At 71.1% G+C, this 21,241-nt stretch carries 17 protein-coding genes, 1 tRNA gene and 1 pseudogene; 13 read left to right on the forward strand and 6 right to left on the reverse strand.

The features are described 5' to 3' along the window. The first annotated feature begins 108 nt into the window (after window positions 1-108). The 7 genes from ACIQFU_RS21420 (at window position 109) to ACIQFU_RS21450 (ending at window position 7,019) form a co-directional block, all read left to right on the forward strand. Window positions 109-354: a hypothetical protein gene (locus ACIQFU_RS21420; RefSeq protein ID WP_402553545.1), complete on the forward strand. Its 246-nt coding sequence runs from the start codon at window positions 109-111 to the stop codon at window positions 352-354. Then, window positions 351-935 (forward strand): Tat pathway signal sequence domain protein, encoded by a 585-nt coding sequence (locus ACIQFU_RS21425; RefSeq protein WP_402553546.1) that lies wholly within the window; start codon window positions 351-353, stop codon window positions 933-935. The genes ACIQFU_RS21420 and ACIQFU_RS21425 overlap by 4 nt, the downstream gene beginning before the upstream one ends. Before the next feature lie 287 nt (window positions 936-1,222). Further along, window positions 1,223-2,458, forward strand: a complete 1,236-nt coding sequence (locus tag ACIQFU_RS21430; RefSeq protein ID WP_402553547.1) for a branched-chain amino acid ABC transporter substrate-binding protein — start codon at window positions 1,223-1,225, stop codon at window positions 2,456-2,458. Window positions 2,459-2,573: 115 nt separating this feature from the next. Then, entirely contained in the window at window positions 2,574-3,506 is a 933-nt protein-coding gene (locus ACIQFU_RS21435; RefSeq protein WP_153180351.1) for a branched-chain amino acid ABC transporter permease, read from the forward strand. Between the two features lie 5 nt (window positions 3,507-3,511). Next, window positions 3,512-5,338, forward strand: a complete 1,827-nt coding sequence (locus ACIQFU_RS21440; RefSeq protein ID WP_402553549.1) for a branched-chain amino acid ABC transporter permease — start codon at window positions 3,512-3,514, stop codon at window positions 5,336-5,338. Between the two features lie 5 nt (window positions 5,339-5,343). After that, window positions 5,344-6,306 carry an ABC transporter ATP-binding protein gene (locus ACIQFU_RS21445; RefSeq protein ID WP_402553551.1) on the forward strand — a complete coding sequence of 321 codons (963 nt, stop codon included), beginning with the start codon at window positions 5,344-5,346 and terminating at the stop codon, window positions 6,304-6,306. Then, entirely contained in the window at window positions 6,303-7,019 is a 717-nt protein-coding gene (locus tag ACIQFU_RS21450; protein ID WP_402553552.1) for an ABC transporter ATP-binding protein, read from the forward strand. The genes ACIQFU_RS21445 and ACIQFU_RS21450 overlap by 4 nt, the downstream gene beginning before the upstream one ends. Window positions 7,020-7,088: 69 nt before the next feature. Here ACIQFU_RS21450 and ACIQFU_RS21455 read toward each other — a convergent pair whose 3' ends face one another. Further along, window positions 7,089-7,745 carry an ANTAR domain-containing response regulator gene (locus ACIQFU_RS21455; RefSeq protein ID WP_133888483.1) on the reverse strand — a complete coding sequence of 219 codons (657 nt, stop codon included), beginning with the start codon at window positions 7,743-7,745 and terminating at the stop codon, window positions 7,089-7,091. A gap of 101 nt (window positions 7,746-7,846) precedes the next feature. Between ACIQFU_RS21455 and ACIQFU_RS21460 the strand changes: the two genes are divergently transcribed. Further along, window positions 7,847-7,920: transfer RNA gene (locus ACIQFU_RS21460), tRNA-Leu, on the forward strand. A gap of 49 nt (window positions 7,921-7,969) precedes the next feature. On the opposite strand, the gene pyk is transcribed toward ACIQFU_RS21460, so the two are convergent. Next, window positions 7,970-9,400: a pyruvate kinase gene (pyk, locus tag ACIQFU_RS21465; RefSeq protein ID WP_402553554.1), complete on the reverse strand. Its 1,431-nt coding sequence runs from the start codon at window positions 9,398-9,400 to the stop codon at window positions 7,970-7,972. 236 nt (window positions 9,401-9,636) lie between these two features. On the opposite strand from pyk, the pseudogene ACIQFU_RS21470 reads away from it, so the two are divergent. Next, window positions 9,637-11,444, forward strand: a pseudogene (locus ACIQFU_RS21470) (bifunctional metallophosphatase/5'-nucleotidase). A gap of 21 nt (window positions 11,445-11,465) precedes the next feature. On the opposite strand, the gene ACIQFU_RS21475 reads toward ACIQFU_RS21470, so the two are convergent. The 4 genes from ACIQFU_RS21475 to ACIQFU_RS21490 form a co-directional block, all read right to left on the reverse strand. Further along, window positions 11,466-12,878, reverse strand: a complete 1,413-nt coding sequence (locus tag ACIQFU_RS21475; protein ID WP_402553556.1) for a lysine N(6)-hydroxylase/L-ornithine N(5)-oxygenase family protein — start codon at window positions 12,876-12,878, stop codon at window positions 11,466-11,468. Beyond that, a complete protein-coding gene (locus ACIQFU_RS21480; RefSeq protein ID WP_402553557.1) occupies window positions 12,875-14,233 on the reverse strand; it encodes a pyridoxal phosphate-dependent decarboxylase family protein in 1,359 nt (452 codons plus the stop codon). The genes ACIQFU_RS21475 and ACIQFU_RS21480 overlap by 4 nt, the downstream gene beginning before the upstream one ends. A gap of 164 nt (window positions 14,234-14,397) precedes the next feature. After that, window positions 14,398-16,896 carry an aminopeptidase N gene (gene pepN, locus ACIQFU_RS21485; RefSeq protein WP_402553558.1) on the reverse strand — a complete coding sequence of 833 codons (2,499 nt, stop codon included), beginning with the start codon at window positions 16,894-16,896 and terminating at the stop codon, window positions 14,398-14,400. Window positions 16,897-17,034: 138 nt separating this feature from the next. Further along, a complete protein-coding gene (locus ACIQFU_RS21490; RefSeq protein ID WP_402553560.1) occupies window positions 17,035-17,385 on the reverse strand; it encodes a chorismate mutase in 351 nt (116 codons plus the stop codon). A 134-nt stretch (window positions 17,386-17,519) separates the two neighbouring features. Between ACIQFU_RS21490 and ACIQFU_RS21495 the strand changes: the two genes are divergently transcribed. The 4 genes from ACIQFU_RS21495 to ACIQFU_RS21510 all read left to right on the forward strand — a co-directional run bounded on the left by ACIQFU_RS21495 (window position 17,520) and on the right by ACIQFU_RS21510 (window position 21,133). Beyond that, complete coding sequence (locus tag ACIQFU_RS21495) at window positions 17,520-18,419, forward strand: hypothetical protein (protein WP_402553562.1); 900 nt, start codon at window positions 17,520-17,522, stop codon at window positions 18,417-18,419. Window positions 18,420-18,459: 40 nt separating this feature from the next. After that, window positions 18,460-19,089, forward strand: coding sequence for an SIMPL domain-containing protein (locus tag ACIQFU_RS21500; protein ID WP_402553564.1), 630 nt, complete (start codon window positions 18,460-18,462; stop codon window positions 19,087-19,089). Between the two features lie 174 nt (window positions 19,090-19,263). Continuing rightward, the gene (locus ACIQFU_RS21505) at window positions 19,264-20,199 is read left to right on the forward strand and encodes a rhomboid family intramembrane serine protease (protein ID WP_402553565.1); all 936 of its coding nucleotides are present in this window, start codon (window positions 19,264-19,266) and stop codon (window positions 20,197-20,199) included. 13 nt (window positions 20,200-20,212) lie between these two features. After that, window positions 20,213-21,133 carry a chitosanase gene (locus ACIQFU_RS21510; RefSeq protein WP_402553566.1) on the forward strand — a complete coding sequence of 307 codons (921 nt, stop codon included), beginning with the start codon at window positions 20,213-20,215 and terminating at the stop codon, window positions 21,131-21,133. Window positions 21,134-21,241: the final 108 nt, after the last annotated feature.

The following is a 21,241-nucleotide window of genomic DNA, read 5'->3' on the forward strand; positions in this document are numbered from 1 at the left end:
GGAGCGTACGGGCCGCGGCCAGCCGCCCTCCGACCCTGCCCCTGGCCCTGGCCGCCCCGCTGATCGCCGTCTCCGCCGCCGCGGCCCTTGTCCGGCGCGGAGTTGTGCGTGAGCGCCGTCGGGTACCGGGCGCGCGAGACGCTGGACGGCGGTGAACCCTACGGCGACTATCAGTCGATGGGAATGCCCGACCGGCAGTACGACATCCTCCGTCAGGTCGTGGACGCGGCACGGCCCGTGAGGCGTGATCAAGGTGCCCCGGCGGCACGGAACCTGATCGTCCGTCAGGTAGGGCAGGCGTGCGCCGAGGAATACCGGGGCGGCGGTCCGAGCCACAGCCCGTGGCAGTCATGAGCGGCGTCGGCCCCGTCGAGGACACCGTCGTCCGGGAGGCGCCGCGGCCCCGGCCGCGCGGACGGCTCGCCCTGCGCTACGACCGCCACCGCCGGACCGTCCTCGCCGCCGCCGCGCTGGTCGTACTGGCGGGCGGCGGCTACCTGTACGCGAGCCGGCCACAGCCGCGTCCCGGTCCCCCGCCGCCCTACCCGTCCCAGGCGATCGACCTCGTGTACCTGGCCCCCGCGACCGGCTCCCCGGGCACGACGGCCGGCGACTTCGGCTTCACGGTGCTGCTGAGCGTGCGGTCGGGACCACCCGTCACCGTGACGCGGCTGACGCAGCCCTACGACGGCCTGTCGGTGGCCTCCTCCCCCGCGGCACCTTTCCAGACAAAATCCCATTCCACCCGCAAGATCATTGTCACGCTCCGGGTGACGGAATGTGAAAAAGCGCCCCGGAATCCCGGACTCCCTTTCCTGGATGTAACGCTGCGTAATGCGCGCGCAATAGAGTCCCACAGTTTCATCCTGGGGACGCGCTATGCGCGGGACCTCTCCCGCGCCCTTGAGGTCGCCTGCAGCAACGATTCCGGGTAATCACCAAAACGCCCCAGACGCCTGAACACGACCGGCCGGTCCTGCGGGTTCTCACCATGCGGACAGGGCGAATCGGCCTGAATTCAGCCCTTCTTCCCAACCAGTACCGCTCTGCAATACCCGATGTCATAACAAGAGAGTCACAGCATGAGTCAGACCCTCCTCCACCTTCCCTGCACACGCTTAGAGTCACGGCCAGTCACCGCGCCGTCGGATTGTCATTTCGGCCCCGCGCTCGACTCGACCGCCTCCACGGGGAAGCGGCCGTGCCAGGGAAAGGACTGATCGTGCGTCAACGTTCGCTCATCGCCATCACCGCCGCTCTCGCGGCGGGGGCGCTCACCCTCACCGCCTGCGGCTCGCGCGACGACGACGGCGGCTCGGACTCCGGCAACGGCGGCGGTGGCACCACCGTCGTCATCGGCGTCGACGCCCCGCTGACCGGCGACCTGTCCGCGCTCGGCCTCGGCATCAAGAACTCGGCGGACCTCGCGGCCAAGACGGCCAACAAGAACAAGACCGTCGACGGCGTCACCTTCAAGGTCGAGGCGCTCGACGACCAGGGCCAGCCGTCCGTCGGCCAGCAGAACGCCACCAAGTTCGTCGCCAACGACAAGGTCCTCGGCGTCGTGGGCCCGCTGAACTCCTCGGTCGGCGAGTCCATGCAGAAGGTCTTCGACACGGCCAAACTGGTCGAGGTCTCCCCGGCCAACACCAACCCCTCGCTCACCCAGGGCGTGGACTGGCAGACCAAGAAGGTCCGGCCGTACAAGTCGTACTTCCGCACCGCGACCACGGACGCCATCCAGGGCCCGTTCGCCGCGCAGTACGTCTACAACGACTCCAAGAAGCGCAAGGTCTTCGTCATCGACGACAAGAAGACCTACGGCGCCGGTCTGGCCGCCACCTTCACCCAGGAGTTCAAGAAGCTCGGCGGCAAGGTCGTCGGCACCGAGCACATCAACCCGGACACCAAGGACTTCAACGCGGTCGCCACCAAGGTCAAGAACTCCGGCGCCGACGTCGTCTACTACGGCGGCGAGTACCCGCAGGCCGGCCCGCTCAGCAAGCAGATCAAGGCCGCCGGGGCCAAGATCCCGCTGGTCGGCGGTGACGGCATCTACAGTGCCGACTTCATCAAGCTCTCCGGTGCCAGCGGCAACGGCGACCTCGCGACCTCCGTCGGCGCCCCGGTGGAGGAGCTCCCCTCCGCCAAGGAATTCGTCGCGAACTACAAGACCCAGGGCTACAAGGAGGCCTACGAGGCCTACGGCGGCTACTCCTACGACTCCGCCTGGGCGATCATCGAGGCCGTCAAGAAGGTCGTCGAGGCCAACGACGGGAAGCTCCCCGACGACGCCCGCACCAAGGTCGTGGACGCCATGCAGGACGTCTCCTTCGACGGTGTGACCGGCAAGGTCTCCTTCGACGAGTTCGGTGACGCGACCAACAAGCAGCTCACCGTGTACGCCGTCGAGAACGGTGCCTGGGGCTCCGTGAAGTCCGGCACCTTCACCGGCTGACACCCCACCCGCACCACAGCCCACGAGCCGCGCGGGGCGCTGTTCCACAGGCGCCCCGCGCGGACTCGCATCCGGCCACATCCGTCGATTATCCGAAAGTCTCGGAGGACATGCGGTGAACGAACTGCCGCAGCAGCTGGTCAACGGCCTGCTACTGGGATCCATGTACGGGCTGATCGCCATCGGCTACACAATGGTCTACGGCATTGTCCAGCTCATCAACTTCGCCCACGGCGAGATCTTCATGACCGGCGCCTTCGGCGCGCTCACGGTCTACATCTACATCCTGCCCGACGGCACCTCCATGCTGATCGCCCTGCCCCTGATGCTCCTCGGCGCCATGGTCGTCTCCGTCGCCGTCGCCGTCGGGGCGGAACGGTTCGCCTACCGGCCGCTGCGCGGCGCCCCCCGCCTCGCGCCGCTCATCACCGCCATCGGCCTCTCCCTCGCCCTCCAGCAGGCGGTGTGGGCCTGGTACCCCGAGGCCAAGTCGGCACGGACCTTCCCGCAGATCGACGGCGGCCCCTTCCACATCGGCAGCGTCACCCTCCAGACCGGCGACATCTTCCTGTTCATCGCCGCCCCGGTGAGCATGGCCATCCTCGGCTTCTTCGTGATGCGCACCCGCACCGGACGAGGCATGCAGGCCACCGCGCAGGACCCGGACACGGCCAAGCTGATGGGCGTCAACACCGACCGCATCATCGTGGTCGCGTTCGCGCTCGGCGCCGTCTTCGCCGCCGTCGGCGCCGTGGCCAACGGCCTCAAGTACGGTCAGATCGACTTCAAGATGGGCTTCATCCTCGGCCTCAAGGCCTTCACCGCGGCCGTCCTCGGCGGCATCGGCAACATCTACGGCGCCATGATCGGCGGCATCACCCTCGGCGTCGCCGAGACCCTGGCCACCGCCTACATCGCCGACATCCCCGGCCTGGACAAGTTCGGCAGCCAGTCCTGGTCCGACGTCTGGGCCTTCATCCTCCTCATCCTCGTGCTGTTGTTCAGGCCGCAGGGCCTGCTCGGCGAACGCGTTGCGGACAGGGCGTGACACCGATGACCACACAGACCACCGCGCCGAAGAACACCGGCGCCCCCGCCGCGGGCGACACCTCCGGCCTCATCGGCATACCCGCGAACCTGGGCCGCGCCCTCGCCACCGGCGGCGGCGTCCTCACCGTCGTCTCCACGTTCCTCGCCTGGACCTGGACCGCGGAGTTCCCCGGCGACCTCACCGTCTACGGCTACCCGGGCGGCCTCCAGGTGCTGGTGCTCGTCGCCGGCGCCCTCACCGCCCTCCTCGGCCTCGCCTCGTACGACGTCAAGGGGCTGCGCTGGCTGGTGCCGGCCGGCGCCGACGCGGCCCTCAGGTTCGCCGCGCTCGCCGCCTTCGCCACCGCCTGGTACACGGTCGTCGCGATCAGCGCCCAACTCGGCGGCGTCGTCAACCTGGAGCCCGGCGGCTACCTGGTGGCCGCCGCCACCCTGATCGCCCTGCTCGGCTCCCTCGCCCTGCCCGTCCAGCGTCCCGAACCCGACCCGTTCGACCCGGACGACACCGGCTGGGAGCGGTTCAAGCACAACAGCTCCCACAACTGGCAGACCGTCAAGGCGGCCTTCGCCGCCGACAGCCCGCGCCCGCTGCGCACCCTGCCCTCCTACGCCGAGATCCTGATCATCGTCGCCGTCCTCGCCGTCGGCCTGTTCGTCTTCACCTACGGCATCGGCACCGAGTACGACGAACTCTTCGTCGGCTTCCTCATCACCGCCGGCTTCGGCTTCGCCGCCCTCAACAAGTCCGGCCTCATCGGCCAGGTCTCCCAGATCACCGCGCGGCACCAGAACATCACCGTCTGCGGCGCCTTCGTCGCCGCGGCCTGCTTCCCCTTCACCCAGTCCGACGACCAGTACGCCACCATCGGCGTCTACATCCTCATCTTCGCCACGGTCGCCCTCGGACTGAACATCGTCGTCGGACTGGCCGGTCTGCTCGACCTCGGCTACGTCGCCTTCCTCGGGGTCGGCGCCTACGCCGCCTCCATGGTCTCCGGCTCCCCCAGCTCCCCGTTCGACCTGCACCTGCCCTTCTGGGGCGCCGTCCTCGTCGGCGCCGCGGCGTCCCTGATCTTCGGCGTCCTGATCGGCGCTCCCACCCTGCGGCTGCGCGGCGACTACCTCGCCATCGTGACGCTCGGCTTCGGTGAGATCTTCCGGATCACCGCCAACAACCTCGACGGCACCTCGGGCCCGGACGTCACCAACGGCTCCAACGGCATCTCGTCCATCCCCGACCTCGACATCCTCGGCTTCGACCTCGGGATCTCGCACGACTTCGGCGGCTTCACCATCGGCCGGTTCGCCAACTACTTCTTCCTGATGCTCGTCATCACGGCCGTCGTCGTCCTCGTCTTCCGGCGCAGCGGCGACTCCCGCATCGGCCGCGCCTGGGTCGCCATCCGCGAGGACGAGACCGCCGCGCTCGCCATGGGCATCAACGGCTTCCGGGTCAAGCTGATCGCGTTCGCCGTCGGCGCCTCGCTGGCCGGACTCGCCGGCACCGTCCAGGCGCACGTCACCTACACCGTGACCCCCGAGCAGTACCTCTTCGCCGGCACCACCCCGCCCAACTCCGCCTTCCTGCTCGCCGCGGTCGTGCTCGGCGGCATGGGCACCATCGCCGGCCCGCTCATCGGCGCCTCGCTGCTGTTCCTGATCCCCAACAAGCTCCAGTTCCTCGACGACTACCAGCTCTTCGCCTTCGGACTCGCGCTCGTCCTGCTGATGCGCTTCCGCCCCGAGGGCCTCATCGCCAACCGGCGCCGGAAGCTGGAATTCCACGAAGAGGCCGAAGCGCCCACAGTCCTGAGCAAGACAGGGGCCTGACCACCATGACCACCGACACCACCACCAAGGACACCGCACCGGGCGCCCCGGCCCCCGGCACCACCATCCTCGACGCCCGCGGTGTCACCATGCGCTTCGGCGGACTGACCGCCGTGAACGGCGTCGACCTCACCGTCAACAGCGGCGAGATCGTCGGCCTGATCGGCCCCAACGGCGCCGGCAAGACCACCTTCTTCAACTGCCTCACCGGGCTCTACATCCCGACCGAGGGCGAGGTCCGCTACAAGGACCGGGTCCTGCCGGCCAAGTCCTTCAAGGTGACCGCCGCGGGCATCGCCCGGACCTTCCAGAACATCCGCCTGTTCTCCAACATGACGGTTCTGGAGAACGTCCTCGTCGGCCGCCACACGCGGACCAAGGAGGGCTTCTGGTCCGCCGTGCTGCGCGGCCCCGGCTTCCACAGGGCCGAGAAGGCCTCCCGCGAACGCGCCCTGGAACTGCTGGAGTTCGTGGGCCTGGCCGCCAAGGCCGACCACCTCGCCCGCAACCTGCCCTACGGCGAGCAGCGCAAGCTGGAGATCGCCCGCGCGCTGGCCAGCGAACCGGGGCTGCTGCTGCTGGACGAGCCGACGGCCGGCATGAACCCGCAGGAGACGCGGACCACCGAGGAACTGGTCTTCGCCATCCGCGACAAGGGCATCGCCGTCCTCGTCATCGAGCACGACATGCGGTTCATCTTCAACCTCTGCGACCGCGTCGCCGTGCTGGTCCAGGGCGAGAAACTCGTCGAGGGCGACAGCGCCACGGTGCAGGGCGACGACCGCGTCGTCGCCGCCTACCTCGGCGAGCCCCTGGCCGACGACCCCGGCGCCGCGGAAGCCGCCGAGGTGGAGGCCGCCGAAGCCGCCCAGGCCGAAGCCGCGGAAGCCGCCCGGGCCGAGGCCGCGCAGGCCGCCGAGGCCGACACCACCACGGACACCGCGGCGGGCAAGGAGAACGACCGATGACCGCACTGCTCGAGGTCGAGGACCTCCGCGTCGCCTACGGCAAGATCGAAGCCGTCAAGGGCATCTCCTTCAAGGTCGACGCCGGCGAGGTGGTCACCCTCATCGGCACCAACGGCGCCGGCAAGACCACGACCCTGCGCACCCTGTCGGGCCTGCTCAAGCCGGTCGGCGGCCAGATCAGGTTCGGCGGCAAGTCGCTCAAGAAGGTCCCCGCCCACCAGATCGTCTCGCTGGGGCTCGCGCACTCGCCCGAGGGCCGGCACATCTTCCCGCGCATGAGCATCGAGGACAACCTCCGCCTCGGCGCCTTCCTGCGCAGCGACCGGGCCGGCATCGAGAAGGACATCCAGCGCGCCTACGACCTCTTCCCCATCCTCGGGGAACGCCGCAAGCAGGCCGCGGGCACCCTCTCCGGCGGCGAGCAGCAGATGCTCGCCATGGGCCGCGCCCTGATGTCCCAGCCCAAGCTGCTCATGCTCGACGAGCCGTCCATGGGCCTGTCGCCGATCATGATGCAGAAGATCATGGCGACGATCGCCGAGCTGAAGTCCCAGGGCACCACGATCCTGCTCGTCGAGCAGAACGCCCAGGCCGCCCTCTCCCTGGCCGACCACGGCCACGTCATGGAGGTCGGCAACATCGTCCTGTCCGGCAGCGGCCGGGACCTGCTCCACGACGAGTCGGTCCGCAAGGCCTACCTCGGCGAGGACTGACACACCGGCGGACCGCACGGCGAAGGCCCGCGCCCCCTCACCGGGGACGCGGGCCTTCGGCACCTCTGTTCAGCCCTTGGACGCCTTCTTCTCCTCGGCGTCCTGGATGACGGCCTCGGCCACCTGCTGCATCGACATCCGCCGGTCCATCGAGGTCTTCTGGATCCACCGGAAGGCGGCCGGCTCGGTCAGCCCGTACTCCGTCTGCAGCACCGACTTCGCGCGGTCCACCAGCTTCCGCGTCTCCAGGCGCAGGCTGAGGTCGGCGACCTCCTTCTCCAGCGCCTTCAGCTCGGTGAACCGCGACACGGCCATCTCGATCGCCGGCACGACGTCGCTCTTGCTGAACGGCTTCACCAGGTACGCCATCGCCCCGGCGTCCCGGGCCCGCTCCACCAGGTCGCGCTGCGAGAAGGCGGTCAGCATCAGCACCGGCGCGATGCTCTCCTCGGCGATCTTCTCGGCCGCGGAGATGCCGTCCAGCTTGGGCATCTTCACGTCCAGGATCACCAGGTCGGGCCTGTGCTCCCGGGCCAGCTCCACGGCCTGCTCACCGTCACCGGCCTCGCCGACGACGGAGTACCCCTCCTCCTCCAGCATCTCTTTGAGATCCAGCCGGATGAGCGCCTCGTCCTCGGCGATGACGACACGGGTCGTCAGCGGAGGAACGTGCGACTGGTCGTCGTCGGTCACGTCGGCGGGCTGGGGCGACTCGGGGGCGGTCACGTGGGCTCCTCGTTCGGGGCAGGGGTACTGCTGACAAGAGCCTACCTAGCTCCTGTATGTTTGAGTCACCGAGGGGCTACACTGACCTTCGGTTCGAAGAGGCTCCGGTAGTCCAATCGGCAGAGACGATGCCCTCAAAAGGCATTCAGTGTGGGTTCGAGTCCCACCCGGGGCACTTTACCTTCGTTTCGAAGGCTCCCCCAGGGCGTCACGGTGACACCCGTTCAGCTGTCGTCCTCCCCGATGTGGTGCACCCGCACCAGGTTCGTCGTCCCCGAGACCCCCGGCGGCGAGCCGGCCGTGATGACCACGACGTCGCCCTTCTCGCAGCGCCCGTAGCGGGTCAGCAACTCGTCCACCTGGTCGACCATCGCGTCCGTGGAGTCCGCGTGCGGGCCGAGGAAGGTCTCCACTCCCCAGGTCAGGCTCAGCTGCGAGCGGGTCGCCGGTTCGGGGGTGAAGGCGAGCAGCGGAATGGGCGAGCGGTAGCGGGAGAGCCTGCGGACGGTGTCGCCGGACTGGGTGAAGGCGACCAGGAACTTCGCACCGAGGAAGTCGCCGATCTCGGCGGCGGCACGGGCCACGGCGCCGCCCTGGGTGCGGGGCTTGTTGCGTTCGGTCAGCGGGGGCAGCCCCTTGGCGAGGATGTCCTCCTCGGCCGCTTCGACGATACGGGCCATCGTGCGCACCGTGTCGGTCGCGTGCTTGCCGACGCTGGTCTCGCCGGAGAGCATCACGGCGTCCGTGCCGTCGATGACCGCGTTGGCGACGTCGGAGGCCTCGGCGCGGGTCGGACGGGCGTTGTCGATCATCGAGTCGAGCATCTGGGTGGCGACGATGACCGGCTTCGCGTTGCGCTTGGCGAGCTTGACGGCGCGCTTCTGGACGATCGGCACCTGCTCCAGGGGCATCTCGACGCCGAGGTCGCCCCGGGCGACCATGATGCCGTCGAAGGCGGCGACGATGTCCTCGATGTTCTCGACGGCCTGCGGCTTCTCGACCTTGGCGATGACGGGCAGGCGGCGGCCCTCCTCGTCCATGATGCGGTGGACGTCGAGGACGTCGCGTCCGCTGCGCACGAAGGAGAGGGCGACGGCGTCGAAGCCGCTGCGCAGCGCCCAGCGCAGGTCGTCCTCGTCCTTCTTCGACAGGGCGGGCACGGACACCGCGACGCCGGGGAGGTTGAGGCCCTTGTGGTCGGAGACCACGCCGCCCTCGATCACCTCGGTGCGCACGCGGGGTCCGTCGACGCCGGTCACCTCCAGGCAGACCTTGCCGTCGTCGACGAGGACGCGCTCACCGGGGGTGACGTCCTCGGCCAGGCCCGCGTACGTGGTGCCGCAGACGTGGCGGTCGCCCTCGACGCCCTCTTCGACGGTGATGGTGAAGCTGTCGCCGCGTTCAAGGAGTACGGGTCCCTCGCCGAAGTGGCCGAGGCGGATCTTCGGACCCTGAAGGTCGGCCAGGGCACCGACGCTGCGGCCCGTCTCGTCGGACGCCTTGCGGACACGGCGATAGCGCTCTTCGTGTTCGGCGTGGGTGCCGTGGCTGAAATTGAAGCGGGCGATGTCCATTCCGGCGTCGACCAGGTCCTTGATCTGGTCGTACGAATCGGTGGCAGGACCAAGAGTGCAGACGATCTTTGCTCGGCGCATGAGCCGAGCCTATGACTTACTGCCGGGTAGCGAATTGGCCACGCATGACCACACAACAACCTTTGAGTAAAGGGATATTGACAAGTGTTGAATTGTGCACCCGGTCGCTCTGATGAGCATTCCGGGGCCGGTCGGGGGACGTTCGCGTTGCCCGCCACCCCTTGACACGCGGCATGTTCAGGACAGAATCTACGCGCGTTGCCACTGCCCGCACGGGTCACCGAGGAGAGTCAGTCATGCCGTTGAACCGCCGCAAGTTCCTGAGCAGGTCCGCCGTGACGGGAGCGGGTGTCGCGCTGGCCGGCGCGGCGGCGGCTCCGGCGGCCGAGGCGGTGGCCCCCGCGCACAAGGGGCACCGGAAGCCCAAGCGGTACGCGCTGACCGTGCTCGGCACCACCGACCTGCACGGGCACGTCTTCAACTGGGACTACTTCAAGGACGCCGAGTACACGGACGAGGCGGGCAACGCCCAGGGCCTCGGCCGCATCTCCACCCTGGTGAACCGGGTGCGCGAGGAGAAGGGCCGCCACAACACGCTGCTGGTGGACGCGGGCGACACCATCCAGGGCACCCCGCTGACGTACTACTACGCGAAGGTGGACCCGATCACCGCCAAGGGCGGTCCGGTGCACCCGATGGCGCAGGCGATGAACGCGATCGGCTACGACGCGGTGGCGCTCGGGAACCACGAGTTCAACTACGGCATCGAGACGCTGCGCAAGTTCGAGGAGCAGTGCGACTTCCCGCTGCTCGGCGCGAACGCGGTCGACGCGAAGACGCTGCGGCCGGCCTTCCCGCCGTACTTCATGAAGACCTTCCGGGTGAAGGGCGGGCCGCCGGTGAAGGTGGCGGTGCTGGGGCTGACCAACCCGGGCATCGCGATCTGGGACAAGGCGTACGTGCAGGGGAAGCTGGCCTTCCCGGGGCTCGAGGAGCAGGCGGCCAAGTGGGTGCCGAAACTGCGTTCGATGGGCGCGGACGTGGTGATCGTGTCGGCGCACTCCGGTTCCTCCGGCACGTCCTCGTACGGCGACCAGGTCCCGTACGTCGAGAACGCGGCGGCCAACGTGGCACGGCAGGTGCCGGGCATCGACGCGATCCTGGTCGGGCACGCGCACGAGGAGATCGCCGAGCTGAAGGTGGTCAACGAGGAGACGGGGAAGACCGTCGTGCTGTCGGAGCCGCTGTGCTTCGCCGAGCGGCTCACCCTGTTCGACTTCGAGCTGGTCTTCGAGCGGGGCCGCTGGCACGTCGAGTCGGTGAAGGCGTCGCTGCGCGACTCCGGCACGGTCGCCGACGACCCGAGGATCACGAAGCTGCTGAAGGACGAGCACGCGAAGGTCGTGGCCTACTCAACCAGGTCGTCGGCACGGCCACCGAGACGCTGACGACGGTCGAGGCGCGGTACAAGGACGCCCCGATCATCGACTTGATCACCAAGGTGCAGGAGGACGTGGTCAAGGAGGCGCTGGCGGGCACGGAGTACGCCGCGCTGCCGGTCCTCGCGCAGGCCTCGCCCTTCTCGCGGACCTCGGAGATCCCCGCGGGCGACGTGACGATCCGGGACCTGTCGAGCCTGTACGTGTACGACAACACGCTGGTCGCGAAGCTGCTGACGGGCGCGCAGGTGCGGGCCTACCTGGAGTACTCGGCGGAGTACTACGTGCAGACGGCCGCCGGTGCGCCGGTGGACGTGGAGAAGCTGACCAACGCGAACGGCCGCCCGGACTACAACTACGACTACGTGTCGGGGCTGAAGTACGAGATCGACGTCGCGCAGGCGGCCGGGTCGCGGATCAGGAACCTCACGTACGACGGTGCTCCGCTGGACGACGCCCAGCAGTTCGTGCTGGCGGTGAACAACTACCGGGCCAACGGCGGCGGCGCCTTCCCGCACGTGGCGTCGGCCAAGGAGCTGTGGTCGGAGTCGACGGAGATCCGCACCCGGATCGCGGAGTGGGCGACGGCGAAGGGCGTGCTGGACCCGAAGGACTTCGCCTCCCCGGACTGGTCGCTGACGCGGGACGGCGAGCCCCTGTTCTGACGCGCGCCGTGTGAGGCGGCCTCAGATTCCGTCCGCCAACGGGGTGAGTGCCCGGTGGTCGCGCGCGGACGGGATCTGGGGCCGGCCGTTCTCCAGGCCGAAGGTGGTGAAGGCGGTGCGGCCGGGCAGCGGGTACGGCTCCTGCCCGGTCAGGTCGTTGAGGATGGTCGCGCTGCGCCAGGCGGCGAGCCCGAGGTCGGGTGTGCCGACGCCGTGGGTGTGGGTCTCGGCGTTCTGGACGTAGACGGATCCGGTGACCGAGGGGTCGAGGACGAGGCGGTGGCGGTCGTCGACGCGGGGGCGTTCGGAGCCGTCGCGCCGCATGTAGGGGTCGAGCCCGGCGAGAAGGCGGCCGAGAGGGCGCTCGCGGTGGCCGGTGGCGAGGACGACGGCGTCGGTGGTGAGGCGGGAGCGGGTCCTCTGCTGGTCGTGTTCGAGGTGGAGTTCGACCTGGGTGGCGCCGATGCGGCCGGCGGTGCGGACGTGGACGCCGGGGGTGAGGACGGTGTCGGGCCAGCCGCCGTCGAGGGTGCGGCGGTACAGCTCGTCGTGGATGGCGGCGGTGGTGTCGGCGTCGATGCCCTTGTGGAGTTGCCACTGGGCGGCGACGAGGCGGTCGCGGACCGGTTCGGCCAGGCCGTGGAAGTAGCGGGTGTAGTCGGGGGTGAAGTGCTCCAGGCCGAGTTTGGAGTACTCCATGGGGGCGAGGGCCTCGGTGCGGCCGAGCCAGTGGAGCCGCTCGCGGCCGGCGGGGCGGCGGCGTAGCAGGTCGAGGAAGACCTCGGCGCCCGACTGGCCGGTGCCGATGACGGTGACGTGTCCGGCGGCCAGGAGCGTGTCGCGGTGGCGGAGGTAGTCGGCGGCGTGGACGACGGGGACGGCAGGGTCCTCGACGAGGGGTCTGAGCGGGTCGGGCACGTGGGGTTCGGTGCCGACGCCGAGGACGACGTTGCGGGTGTACGTGCGGCCCAGGGCCTCGGCCTCACCGTCGTCGTCGAGCTGGGTGCAGTCGACCTCGAAGAGCCCGCGTTCGGGATTCCAGCGCACCGCGTCGACCTGGTGGTGGAAGCGGAGTGCGGGCAGGTTCCCGGCGACCCAGCGGCAGTAGGCGTCGTACTCGGCGCGCTCGATGTGGAAGCGTTCGGCGAAGTAGAAGGGGAAGAGGCGTTCTCTGGCCCTGAGGTGGTTGAGGAAGGTCCAGGGGCTGGCCGGGTCCACGAGGGTGACGAGGTCGGCGAGGAAGGGCACCTGGACGCGTGCGCCGTCGATGAGCAGGCCGGGGTGCCAGCGGAATTCGGGGCGCTGTTCGTAGAAGACGGCGTCGAGGCCCGTGAGGGGGTCGGCGAGGGCCGCGAGGGAGAGGTTGAAGGGGCCGACGCCGATGCCGACGAGGTCTTGGGGGGCGTCGGGGGCGGGGTGCGGGGTGGCGTTCACCGGGGGGTGTGTCCTTCCACGAGGGTCAGGAGTGCCGCGAGGTCGCCCGGCTGGGCGTGGGGGTTGAGGAGGGTCGCCTTGAGCCAGAGCCGGCCGTCGGCGCGGGCGCGGCCGAGGACGGCGCGGCCGGTGCCGAGCAGCGTGCGGCGTACGGCGGCGACGGCGTCGTCGCAGGCGCCGGCGGGCCGGAACAGGACCGTGCTGATGGTGGGCGGTGCGTGCAGTTCGAACCCGGGGTGCGTCTCGACCAGGCCGGCGAACTGCCGGGCGAGGGAGCAGACCGCGTCGACGAGGTCGCCGAGCCCGGCACGGCCCAGGGTCTTGAGGGTGACGGCGACCTTGAGGATGTCGGGGCGGCGGCTGGTGCGCGGGGAGCGCCCGAGGAGGTCGGGGAGGCCCGCGTCGGTGTCGTCGTCGGCGTTGAGGTAGTCGGCGCGGTGGTGGAGGGCGGCGAGGTCGTCGGTGTCGGTGACGGTGAGGAGGCCGGCGGGGATCGGCTGCCAGCCGAGCTTGTGCAGGTCCAGGGCGACGGTGTCGGCGGCCTCCAGGCCCGCGAGCCGTGCACGGTGCCGGTCGCTGAAGAGGAGGCCCCCGCCGTAGGCGGCGTCGACGTGGAGGCGGGCGCCGTGGGCCGCGCAGCGGGCGGCGATCTCGGGCAGCGGGTCGATGAGCCCGGCGTCGGTGGTGCCGGCGGTGGCGGCGACGAGATGGGGCCCGGGGATCTGGGTGAGCGCCTCGTCGAGGGCGGCGGGGTCGAGGGTGCCGGCGGGGGCGGGGACGGCGACGGGTTCGGGCAGGCCGAGGAGCCGGGCGGCGCGGGGCAGGGAGTGGTGGGCGTTCTCCCCGTGGACCAGTCGCAGGCCGGCGCCGTGCGTCTCGCGGGCGAGCAGGACGGCGAGCTGGTTGGACTCGGTGCCGCCGGTGGTCACGACGGCGTCGGCGGCGCCCGTCTCCCGGGCGAGGGCGCGGGCGACGAGGGCTTCCAGGGCGGAGGCGGCGGGCGCCTGGTCCCAGGAGTCCAGGGAGGGATTGAGGACGCTCGCGGCGAGGTCGGCGGCTGCCGCGACGGCCAGCGGCGGGGCGTGCAGGTGTGCTGCGCACAGGGGGTGGGCGGGGTCGGCGGCGCCCTCGGCGAGGGCGGTGACCAGGACGCGGAGCGCCTCGGGGTCGCCCCGGTCGGGCAGGATGTCGCCGGCCGCGTCCGCCACCCGGGCGGCGACGGTGTCGGGACCGCCCGCGGGCAGCGGGCCGCCGCGTGCGGCGGCGCCGGTGCGCAGGGCGTCGAGCACGGTGTCGAGCAGGGGCCGCAGGGCGTCGGTGCCGTGCGGGCCCGAGGCTAGGGGCGGCATGCCCATGAGCCGTCCTTGGGGCACGGGGACTGGGGTTCCAGCTTGTACGCACGGATGCGCGTACGCCCGGACAGCTCAGTGATCGCAACCCGAAAGGGGTATCCCGGCGGCCTCTCCACCGGGAACCGCGGCCGGTCCCCCGCCTCGTCGGGGACCGGCCGCGGCCGGGCTCAGTCCGCGTTCGCCTCCCGCACCCGCAGCGCGCGGGCCAGGTCGTCGAGCTGGTCGGTGAGCTTGCGGCGCAGGGCCGGGACCGGGTCGGCGCCCGCGAGGCACTCCTGGCCCAGGCGCAGGGTGTCGGCGTCGACGGCGTGGGCGGGGAAGGCCCAGCGGCCGGCGGCATCCGCGATGGCGGGGCCGCGGCGGGCGGCGAGCGCGACGGCCTCGGTGTAGTAGCGCGGTACGTAGGCGCGTACGAGGTCGGCCTGTTCGGGCTGCCAGAAGCCCTGGGCGGTGGCGGTGAACAGGTAGTTGGACAGGTCGTCGGAGGCGAACATGGTGTCCCAGGCCCGGGCCTTGGCACCGGCGTCGGGCAGCGCGGCACGGCAGCGGGCGGCGCCCTCCTGCCCGGTGGCGCTCGGGTCGTTCTCCAGCTCGGCGGCGATGGCGGCCTCGTCGGTGGCGCCGAGGACGGCGAGCCGGGTGAGGATGCGCCAGCGCAGCTCGGGGTCGAGTTCGGGGCCGCCCGGCACGGTGCCGTCGGCGAGCCAGGCGGCGATGGTGTCGGGGTGGGCCGCGGTGGAGATGCGGTGGCGTACGGCGATCAGGCGCAGGCCGGGGTGGTCGCCGTCCTCGGTGCGGCGGATGAGGTCGCGGCACAGCTCGGCGAGGGTGTTCAGGGCGGCGGGCCGCTGCTCGGGGGTGACGTAGCGGTCGGCGACCTGGCCGGCGGCGAAGGCGAGGACGCCGTCGACGAGCGCGAGGTCGGTCTCGTGCGGAAGGTGGGTGCGGGCGATGTCGAGGTAGGTGGCGGCGGGGAGTTCGCCGTCGCGTACGGCGTCCCTGAGGGCGTTCCAGACGACGGCCCGGGTGAGCGGGTCGGGCAGTCCGGACAGGCTGTCGCCCAGGGTGCGGAAGGAGTCGGCGTCGAAGCGGATCTTGGCGTAGCTCAGGTCGCCGTCGTTGAGGACGACCAGGGCGGGAAGCTTGCCGATGGGCCGGGGTCCGGTCTGGGGGACGTCGATGTCGAGGCGTCCGCGCGGGGTGAGGCGGCCCTCCTCGCCCGGGTCCTGGTCGTAGAGGCCGACGGCGATGCGGTGGGGGCGTTCGCCGGTGCGCCGCACGGTGAGGGCGCGGCTGCCGTTGTCGCCGGTGAGGTGCGGGGTGAGGGTGTCGACGCCGGTGGTGCGCAGCCAGGCGTCGGCCCAGGCGTGGACGTCGCGGTCGGTCGCGGCGGCGAGGGAGTCGATGAAGTCGGCGAGGGAGGCGTTGGCGAACTTGTGCCGCTCGAAGTGGATGTTGATGCCGGCCAGGAAGTCCTTCTCGCCGAGCCAGGCGACGAGTTGGCGCAGGGCGGAGGCGCCCTTGGCGTAGGAGATGCCGTCGAAGTTGAGGAGGGCGGAGGCGGTGTCCTGGACGTCCTCGGGGGCGACGGGGTGGGTGGAGGGGCGCTGGTCGGCGTCGTAGCCCCAGGGCTTGCGGGTGACGCCGAAGTCGGTCCAGGTGTCGGTGAAGCGGGTGGCCTCGGCGGTGGTCTGGTAGCCCATGTACTCGGCGAAGGACTCGTTCAGCCAGATGTCGTCCCACCAGCGCAGGGTGACGAGGTCGCCGAACCACATGTGGGCCATCTCGTGGGCGACGACCATGGCGCGGGTCTGGCGCTGGGTCTCGGTGACGGCGGAGCGGAAGACGAACTCGTCGCGGAAGGTGACGAGTCCGGGGTTCTCCATGGCGCCGGCGTTGAACTCGGGCACGAACGCCTGGTCGTAGGAGTCGAAGGGGTAGGGCTCGGTGAACTTCTCGTGGTAGCGGTCGAAGCAGGCGCGGGTGACGTCGAGGAGTTCGTCGGCGTCGGCGTCCAGGTGGGGGGCGAGGGAGCGGCGGCAGTGGATGCCGAAGGGCAGGCCGCGGTGCTCGGTGCGCACGGAGTGCCAGGGGCCGGCGGCGACGGCGACGAGGTAGGTGGAGATCAGCGGGGTGGTGGCGGCCTTCCAGCGGCCGTCGCCGGTGTGTTCGGTGACGCCGTTGGCGAGGACGGTCCAGCCCTCGGGGGCGGTCACGGTGAGGTCGAAGACGGCCTTGAGGTCGGGCTGGTCGAAGGCGGCGTAGACGCGCTGGACGTCGTCCAGGAAGAGCTGCGTGTAGACGTAGGTCTCGCCGTCGCTGGGGTCGGTGAAGCGGTGCATGCCCTCGCCGGTGCGGGAGTAGCGCATGGCGGCCTCGACCCGCAGTTCGTGCTCGCCGGGGGTGAGGTTCTTCAGGGCCAGCCGGTTCTCGTCGAGGGCGGCCGGGTCCAGGGGGTGTCCGTCCAGGGTGACGGTGCGCAGTTCGGCGGGCTTGACCTCGACGAAGGTGTCCGTGGTGTCCGTGTCGCCGCGGACGGTGAACCGGACGACGGTCCGGGAGTCGAAGGTCTCGTCCCCACGGGTCAGATCGAGGTCGATCGCGTAGTGGTGGACGTCGAGGAGCCGGGAACGGGTCTGCGCTTCGTCGCGCGTCAGTACGGACATGGACGACATGCTGCCTGATGCGGTGGGCAGGGCACAGAGGCGGTTCGGTACGTACGGTATGTCCGGTCCGCCGCGCCGCCCGCGCGTCTTGTGCGCACTCCCCGGCGTGCGCCCCCGCGGGTGGGGGCGCGGCCCGTCTCAGTCGGAGGCCGGTGCGCCGCCGTTGCCGTTGCTCTCCGCGATGCGCTCGTGGTGGTGGATCACCTCGGCGACGATGAAGCCCAGGAACTTCTCGGCGAAAGCCGGGTCCAGCTTGGCGCTCTCGGCGAGGGCGCGCAGCCGGGCGATCTGCTGGGCCTCGCGGGCCGGGTCGGCGGGCGGCAGCCGGTGGCGGGCCTTGAGGTGGCCGACCTGCTGGGTGCACTTGAAGCGCTCGGCGAGCATGTGGACGACGGCCGCGTCGATGTTGTCGATGCTGTCCCGTAGCCGGGCCAGCTCCTCGCGGACGGCGGGTTCGACGGCTCCGGTACCGGTGTTGCTGGTGGTCATGGGCGCACACCCTACGGGTGGGGACCGGGCTGTCGCAGACCGTCTCAGGCGCTGAACGCCCCACAGTCCTCGTACGGCTCCTACAGTGGGAGCGGCACTCGGGGAGCAGGGTTCAGGCGTCTTGGGGGTAGGGCGTGGCGAACGGCGGACCGGTCGAGCACGGGTTCCCGCATCTGGAGACGGTGCGGGAGGCGGTCACGGCACTGTACCGGCGGCTGTCGTACGACACCGTCCGGATGTTCTCGGCCAGTGTGGCCCCGGTGGACGTGGCGTTCTGCGACACCGACGACCTGTATCTGGGCGCGCAGCGGGTGGCCCGCGAACTGGTCCGGCACTACCGGCTGCCCGATGCCCGCATGATCGTCTCCTTCCGCGAGATGACCCACGCGGCGAACGTGGAACTGACCGCGGGGCCGGAGTACTTCATCGAGCTGAACGACCGCTTCCGCACCCATCGCCGGGACATCGGCGCGGCCCTCGCCCACGAGGTGATGCACGTCTACCTGCACCGTCTCGACCTGGCCTTTCCCGGCACCCGGGCCAACGAGATCCTCACCGACACGGCGGCGACGTATCTGGGCGCGGGCTGGCTGCTCCTGGACGCCTACCGGGAGGACTCGGTGTCCTCGCAGAAGCTGGGGTATCTGACGCCGGAGGAGTTCGGTTACGTCCTGGCCAAGCGGGCGCTGGTGTTCGGCGAGGACCCGTCGGTGTGGTTCACCAGCCCGCAGGCCTACACGGCGTACGGCAAGGGGCTGGCCCGGGCGCGCCGGGACGAGCAGCAGCCGCCGCTCACCGCGGCCGGCTGGGCGGGCCGCCGCCGCTACGCCCGTGACCGCCGCCACGCGCAGGACCCGCAAGCCGCCGCTGCGGCGGCGGACGGCGGCCCGTACGCCTTCACCGCGCAGGCGGCGGGGCAGCTGCGGGTGTCGTTCCCCTGCCCGACCTGCCACCAGCGGATCAGGGTGCCGGTGCGGGGCCGGGTGCGGGCGCGGTGCGGGCTGTGCCGGACGGTGCTGGAGTGCGACACGTGACCGGGGGCGCGGGGCGCGGGGGCGCTGCTTGAATGCCCGTATGACACAGGCCATCGAAGAACCCTGGGGCATCAGTGTGTTCGGTTCGGGCACCGTGCGGGCCGAGCCCTCGTTCGCGCGGGTGCGGCCGGCGGTGGACGTCCTGGAACCGTCGCCGGAGCAGGCCTTCCGGCGGGCCGGGGAGGCCGTGGTCCGGCTGCGGGAGGTGCTGCGGCGGCACGGTGTGCCGGACGGCTCGGTCTCGGGTTCCCGGCTGGGCCTCAGCTCGGAGTACGACGGTCACGGCGGCCGCCGCAAGATGCTCGGGTACCGGTGCCAGGCCTCGTACGCGGTGGAGACCGAGGGGCTGGACGAGTTGGAGCGGCTGATCGCGGACGTGGTCGAGGCGGGCGCGCACCGGATCGACGGCGTCGAGTTCGACGTGCGCGACCGGTCCGCACTGCTCGACGAGGCGCGGCGCGGGGCCGTGGCCGCGGCCCGCCGCAAGGCGGAGGTGTACGCGGAGGCGGCGGACACGCGACTGGGGCCGGTACTGCACATCCAGGACGTGGAGCCGGAGCCCGTCGCCGCGTTCCGTGCCGCCGCGGGCGGCGGCCCGCCGGGCGCGCTGGCCCCGGGAGTGGTGGAGGTGTCCGCCCGGGTCGTGCTGGGCTTCTCCCTGCGGCACTGACCCGGCGCTCAGGCGGGCCGCATCACCTGGGCGGGGCGGCCGCCGGTCCGGAGGACGACGAAGGCGGGGTCCCGCGCACCACCCCGCCGCTCGGCCCGGTCACCGGCATTCGTTATTTTGTTCGCCGCCGTCCCCACCGGCTCACCGTCCGCCCGTCCCGAGGAGCCGGCCCCCGTGGATTCCGAGTCCACCGCCACCACCTGCTACCGCCATCCCGCGGTGGAGTGCCACGTCCGCTGCGTCCGCTGCGAGCGGTACGTCTGCCCGGACTGCATGCGTGCGGCCGCCGTCGGCCACCAGTGCCCCGAGTGCGCGCGGGAGGGGGCGCGTTCGGTCCGGCAGGCCCGGACCGTCGCGGGTGGCCGGATCTCGGCGACGCCCGTGGTGACGTACGTGCTGTTCGCGCTGAACGTGCTGGCGTACCTGGCGGAGTTGGTGCGGCCGGGGCTGGTGGACCGGTTCGCCATGGTGGGCTCGCGGCTGGTCGCTCCGGACGGCACCCCTCTGGTCGGCGACGGCGTGTTCCTGACCTCCGGGCCCCTGCAGGTGGAAGGTGTCGCCGGGGGCGAGTGGGAGCGCATGCTCACCGGCGCGTTCCTGCACCAGTCGCCCTTCGAGGGCACGTTCGGGATCCTGCACATCACGATGAACATGGTCGTCCTGTGGCAGTTGGGGCGGGTGGTGGAGCTGATGCTCGGCCGGGTCCGTTTCGTCGCCCTGTACCTGCTGTCGGCGCTCGGCGGTTCCGTCCTGGAGCTGGCCCTCGCCGATCCCTGGCGGAGCTCGGTCGGCGCGTCCGGCGCGGTCTTCGGCGTGGGGGCCGCCTACTACGTGCTGCACCGCAGGCTGGGCGCCGACATGGTGCGGGTCAACCGCTTCATGGCCGCCCTGCTGCTGTGGCTGCTGGTCTCCGCCTGGTTCACTTCGTGGCAGGGGCATCTCGGCGGCCTGCTGGTGGGCGGCGCGCTGGGCTCGGCGTTCGCGTACGCGCCCCGGGACGGGCGCCGGGTGGCGATACAGGCCGGCGCGGGTGTCGCGCTGCTGGTGCTGCTGGCGGCGACGGCCGCGCTGAAGGTGTCGGAGCTGACGGGCGGAAGTGTTCCCCTATGAGAGGTGTCCCCCAATGAAACGTGTCGGAGTGCTGCTCCTCGGGGCCCTTCCCGTGATCGCCGCGGGCGTGTATTTCGCCGTGCCGGACGACTCGGCGGACCCGTCGGGCCCCGCGGCCACCGCGTCCTCGTCGTCCCCGGCCGCCGCCCGGTCGGCCCGCGACGACGCCAAGGACCGGGCCGAGGAGGAACGGGAGGCGGACGACGCGCTGATCGCCGACCTGCCGCCGGGGCTCGCCGCACCGGCGAAGAAGGAGCTGGCCCAGCAGCTCGTGTCCAGCGCCGAGAACTCGACCACGAAGTGGCGCACCGCCTACGGCAGCATCCAGGACGTCGGCGACGGCGACGGGTACACCGCGGGCATCATCGGCTTCTGCACCGGCACCCACGACCTGCTCATGCTGGTCGAGCGCTACACCGAGGCCCACCCGGACAACGGACTGGCGTCGTACCTGCCCGCCCTGCGCAAGGTGGACGGCAGTGACTCGCACGAGGGCCTCGACCCGGGCTTCACGGCGGCCTGGAAGGCGGAGGCGGAGGTCCCGGCGTTCCGCGAGGCCCAGGAGGAGGAGCGCGATCGGGTCTACTTCGAACCGGCGGTGCGCCTGGCGAAGCTGGACGGCCTGGGCACGCTGGGCCAGTTCGTCTACTACGACGCGATGGTCTTCCACGGGCCCGACACGGACGCCGAGGGCTTCTACGGGCTGCGCGAGCGGGCCATGAGCGAGGCGAAGACGCCGGGGCAGGGCGGCTCGGAGAAGGACTACCTGGACACCTTCCTGGACGTCCGCAGGCAGGCCATGGAGGCCAAGCGCCCGGGCATCGACACCTCCCGCGTCGACACGGCCCAGCGCCGGTTCCTCGCGGCCGGGAACATGAAGCTGGCGACGCCGCTGGTGTGGGAGATGTACGGGGACACCTACCGGGTGCCCTGAGCATGCGACGGCGCCTGCCCTTGGTCCGGTCGGGGACGGGGCAGGCGCCATCAGTGTTCCGCACGCCTTTGTGCGGGACGTTCTTCGGTTGTTCCGTCCGTCGGGACG

Source organism: Streptomyces sp. NPDC093065, from assembly GCF_044754585.1.
Taxonomy (GTDB): Bacteria; Actinomycetota; Actinomycetes; order Streptomycetales; family Streptomycetaceae; genus Streptomyces.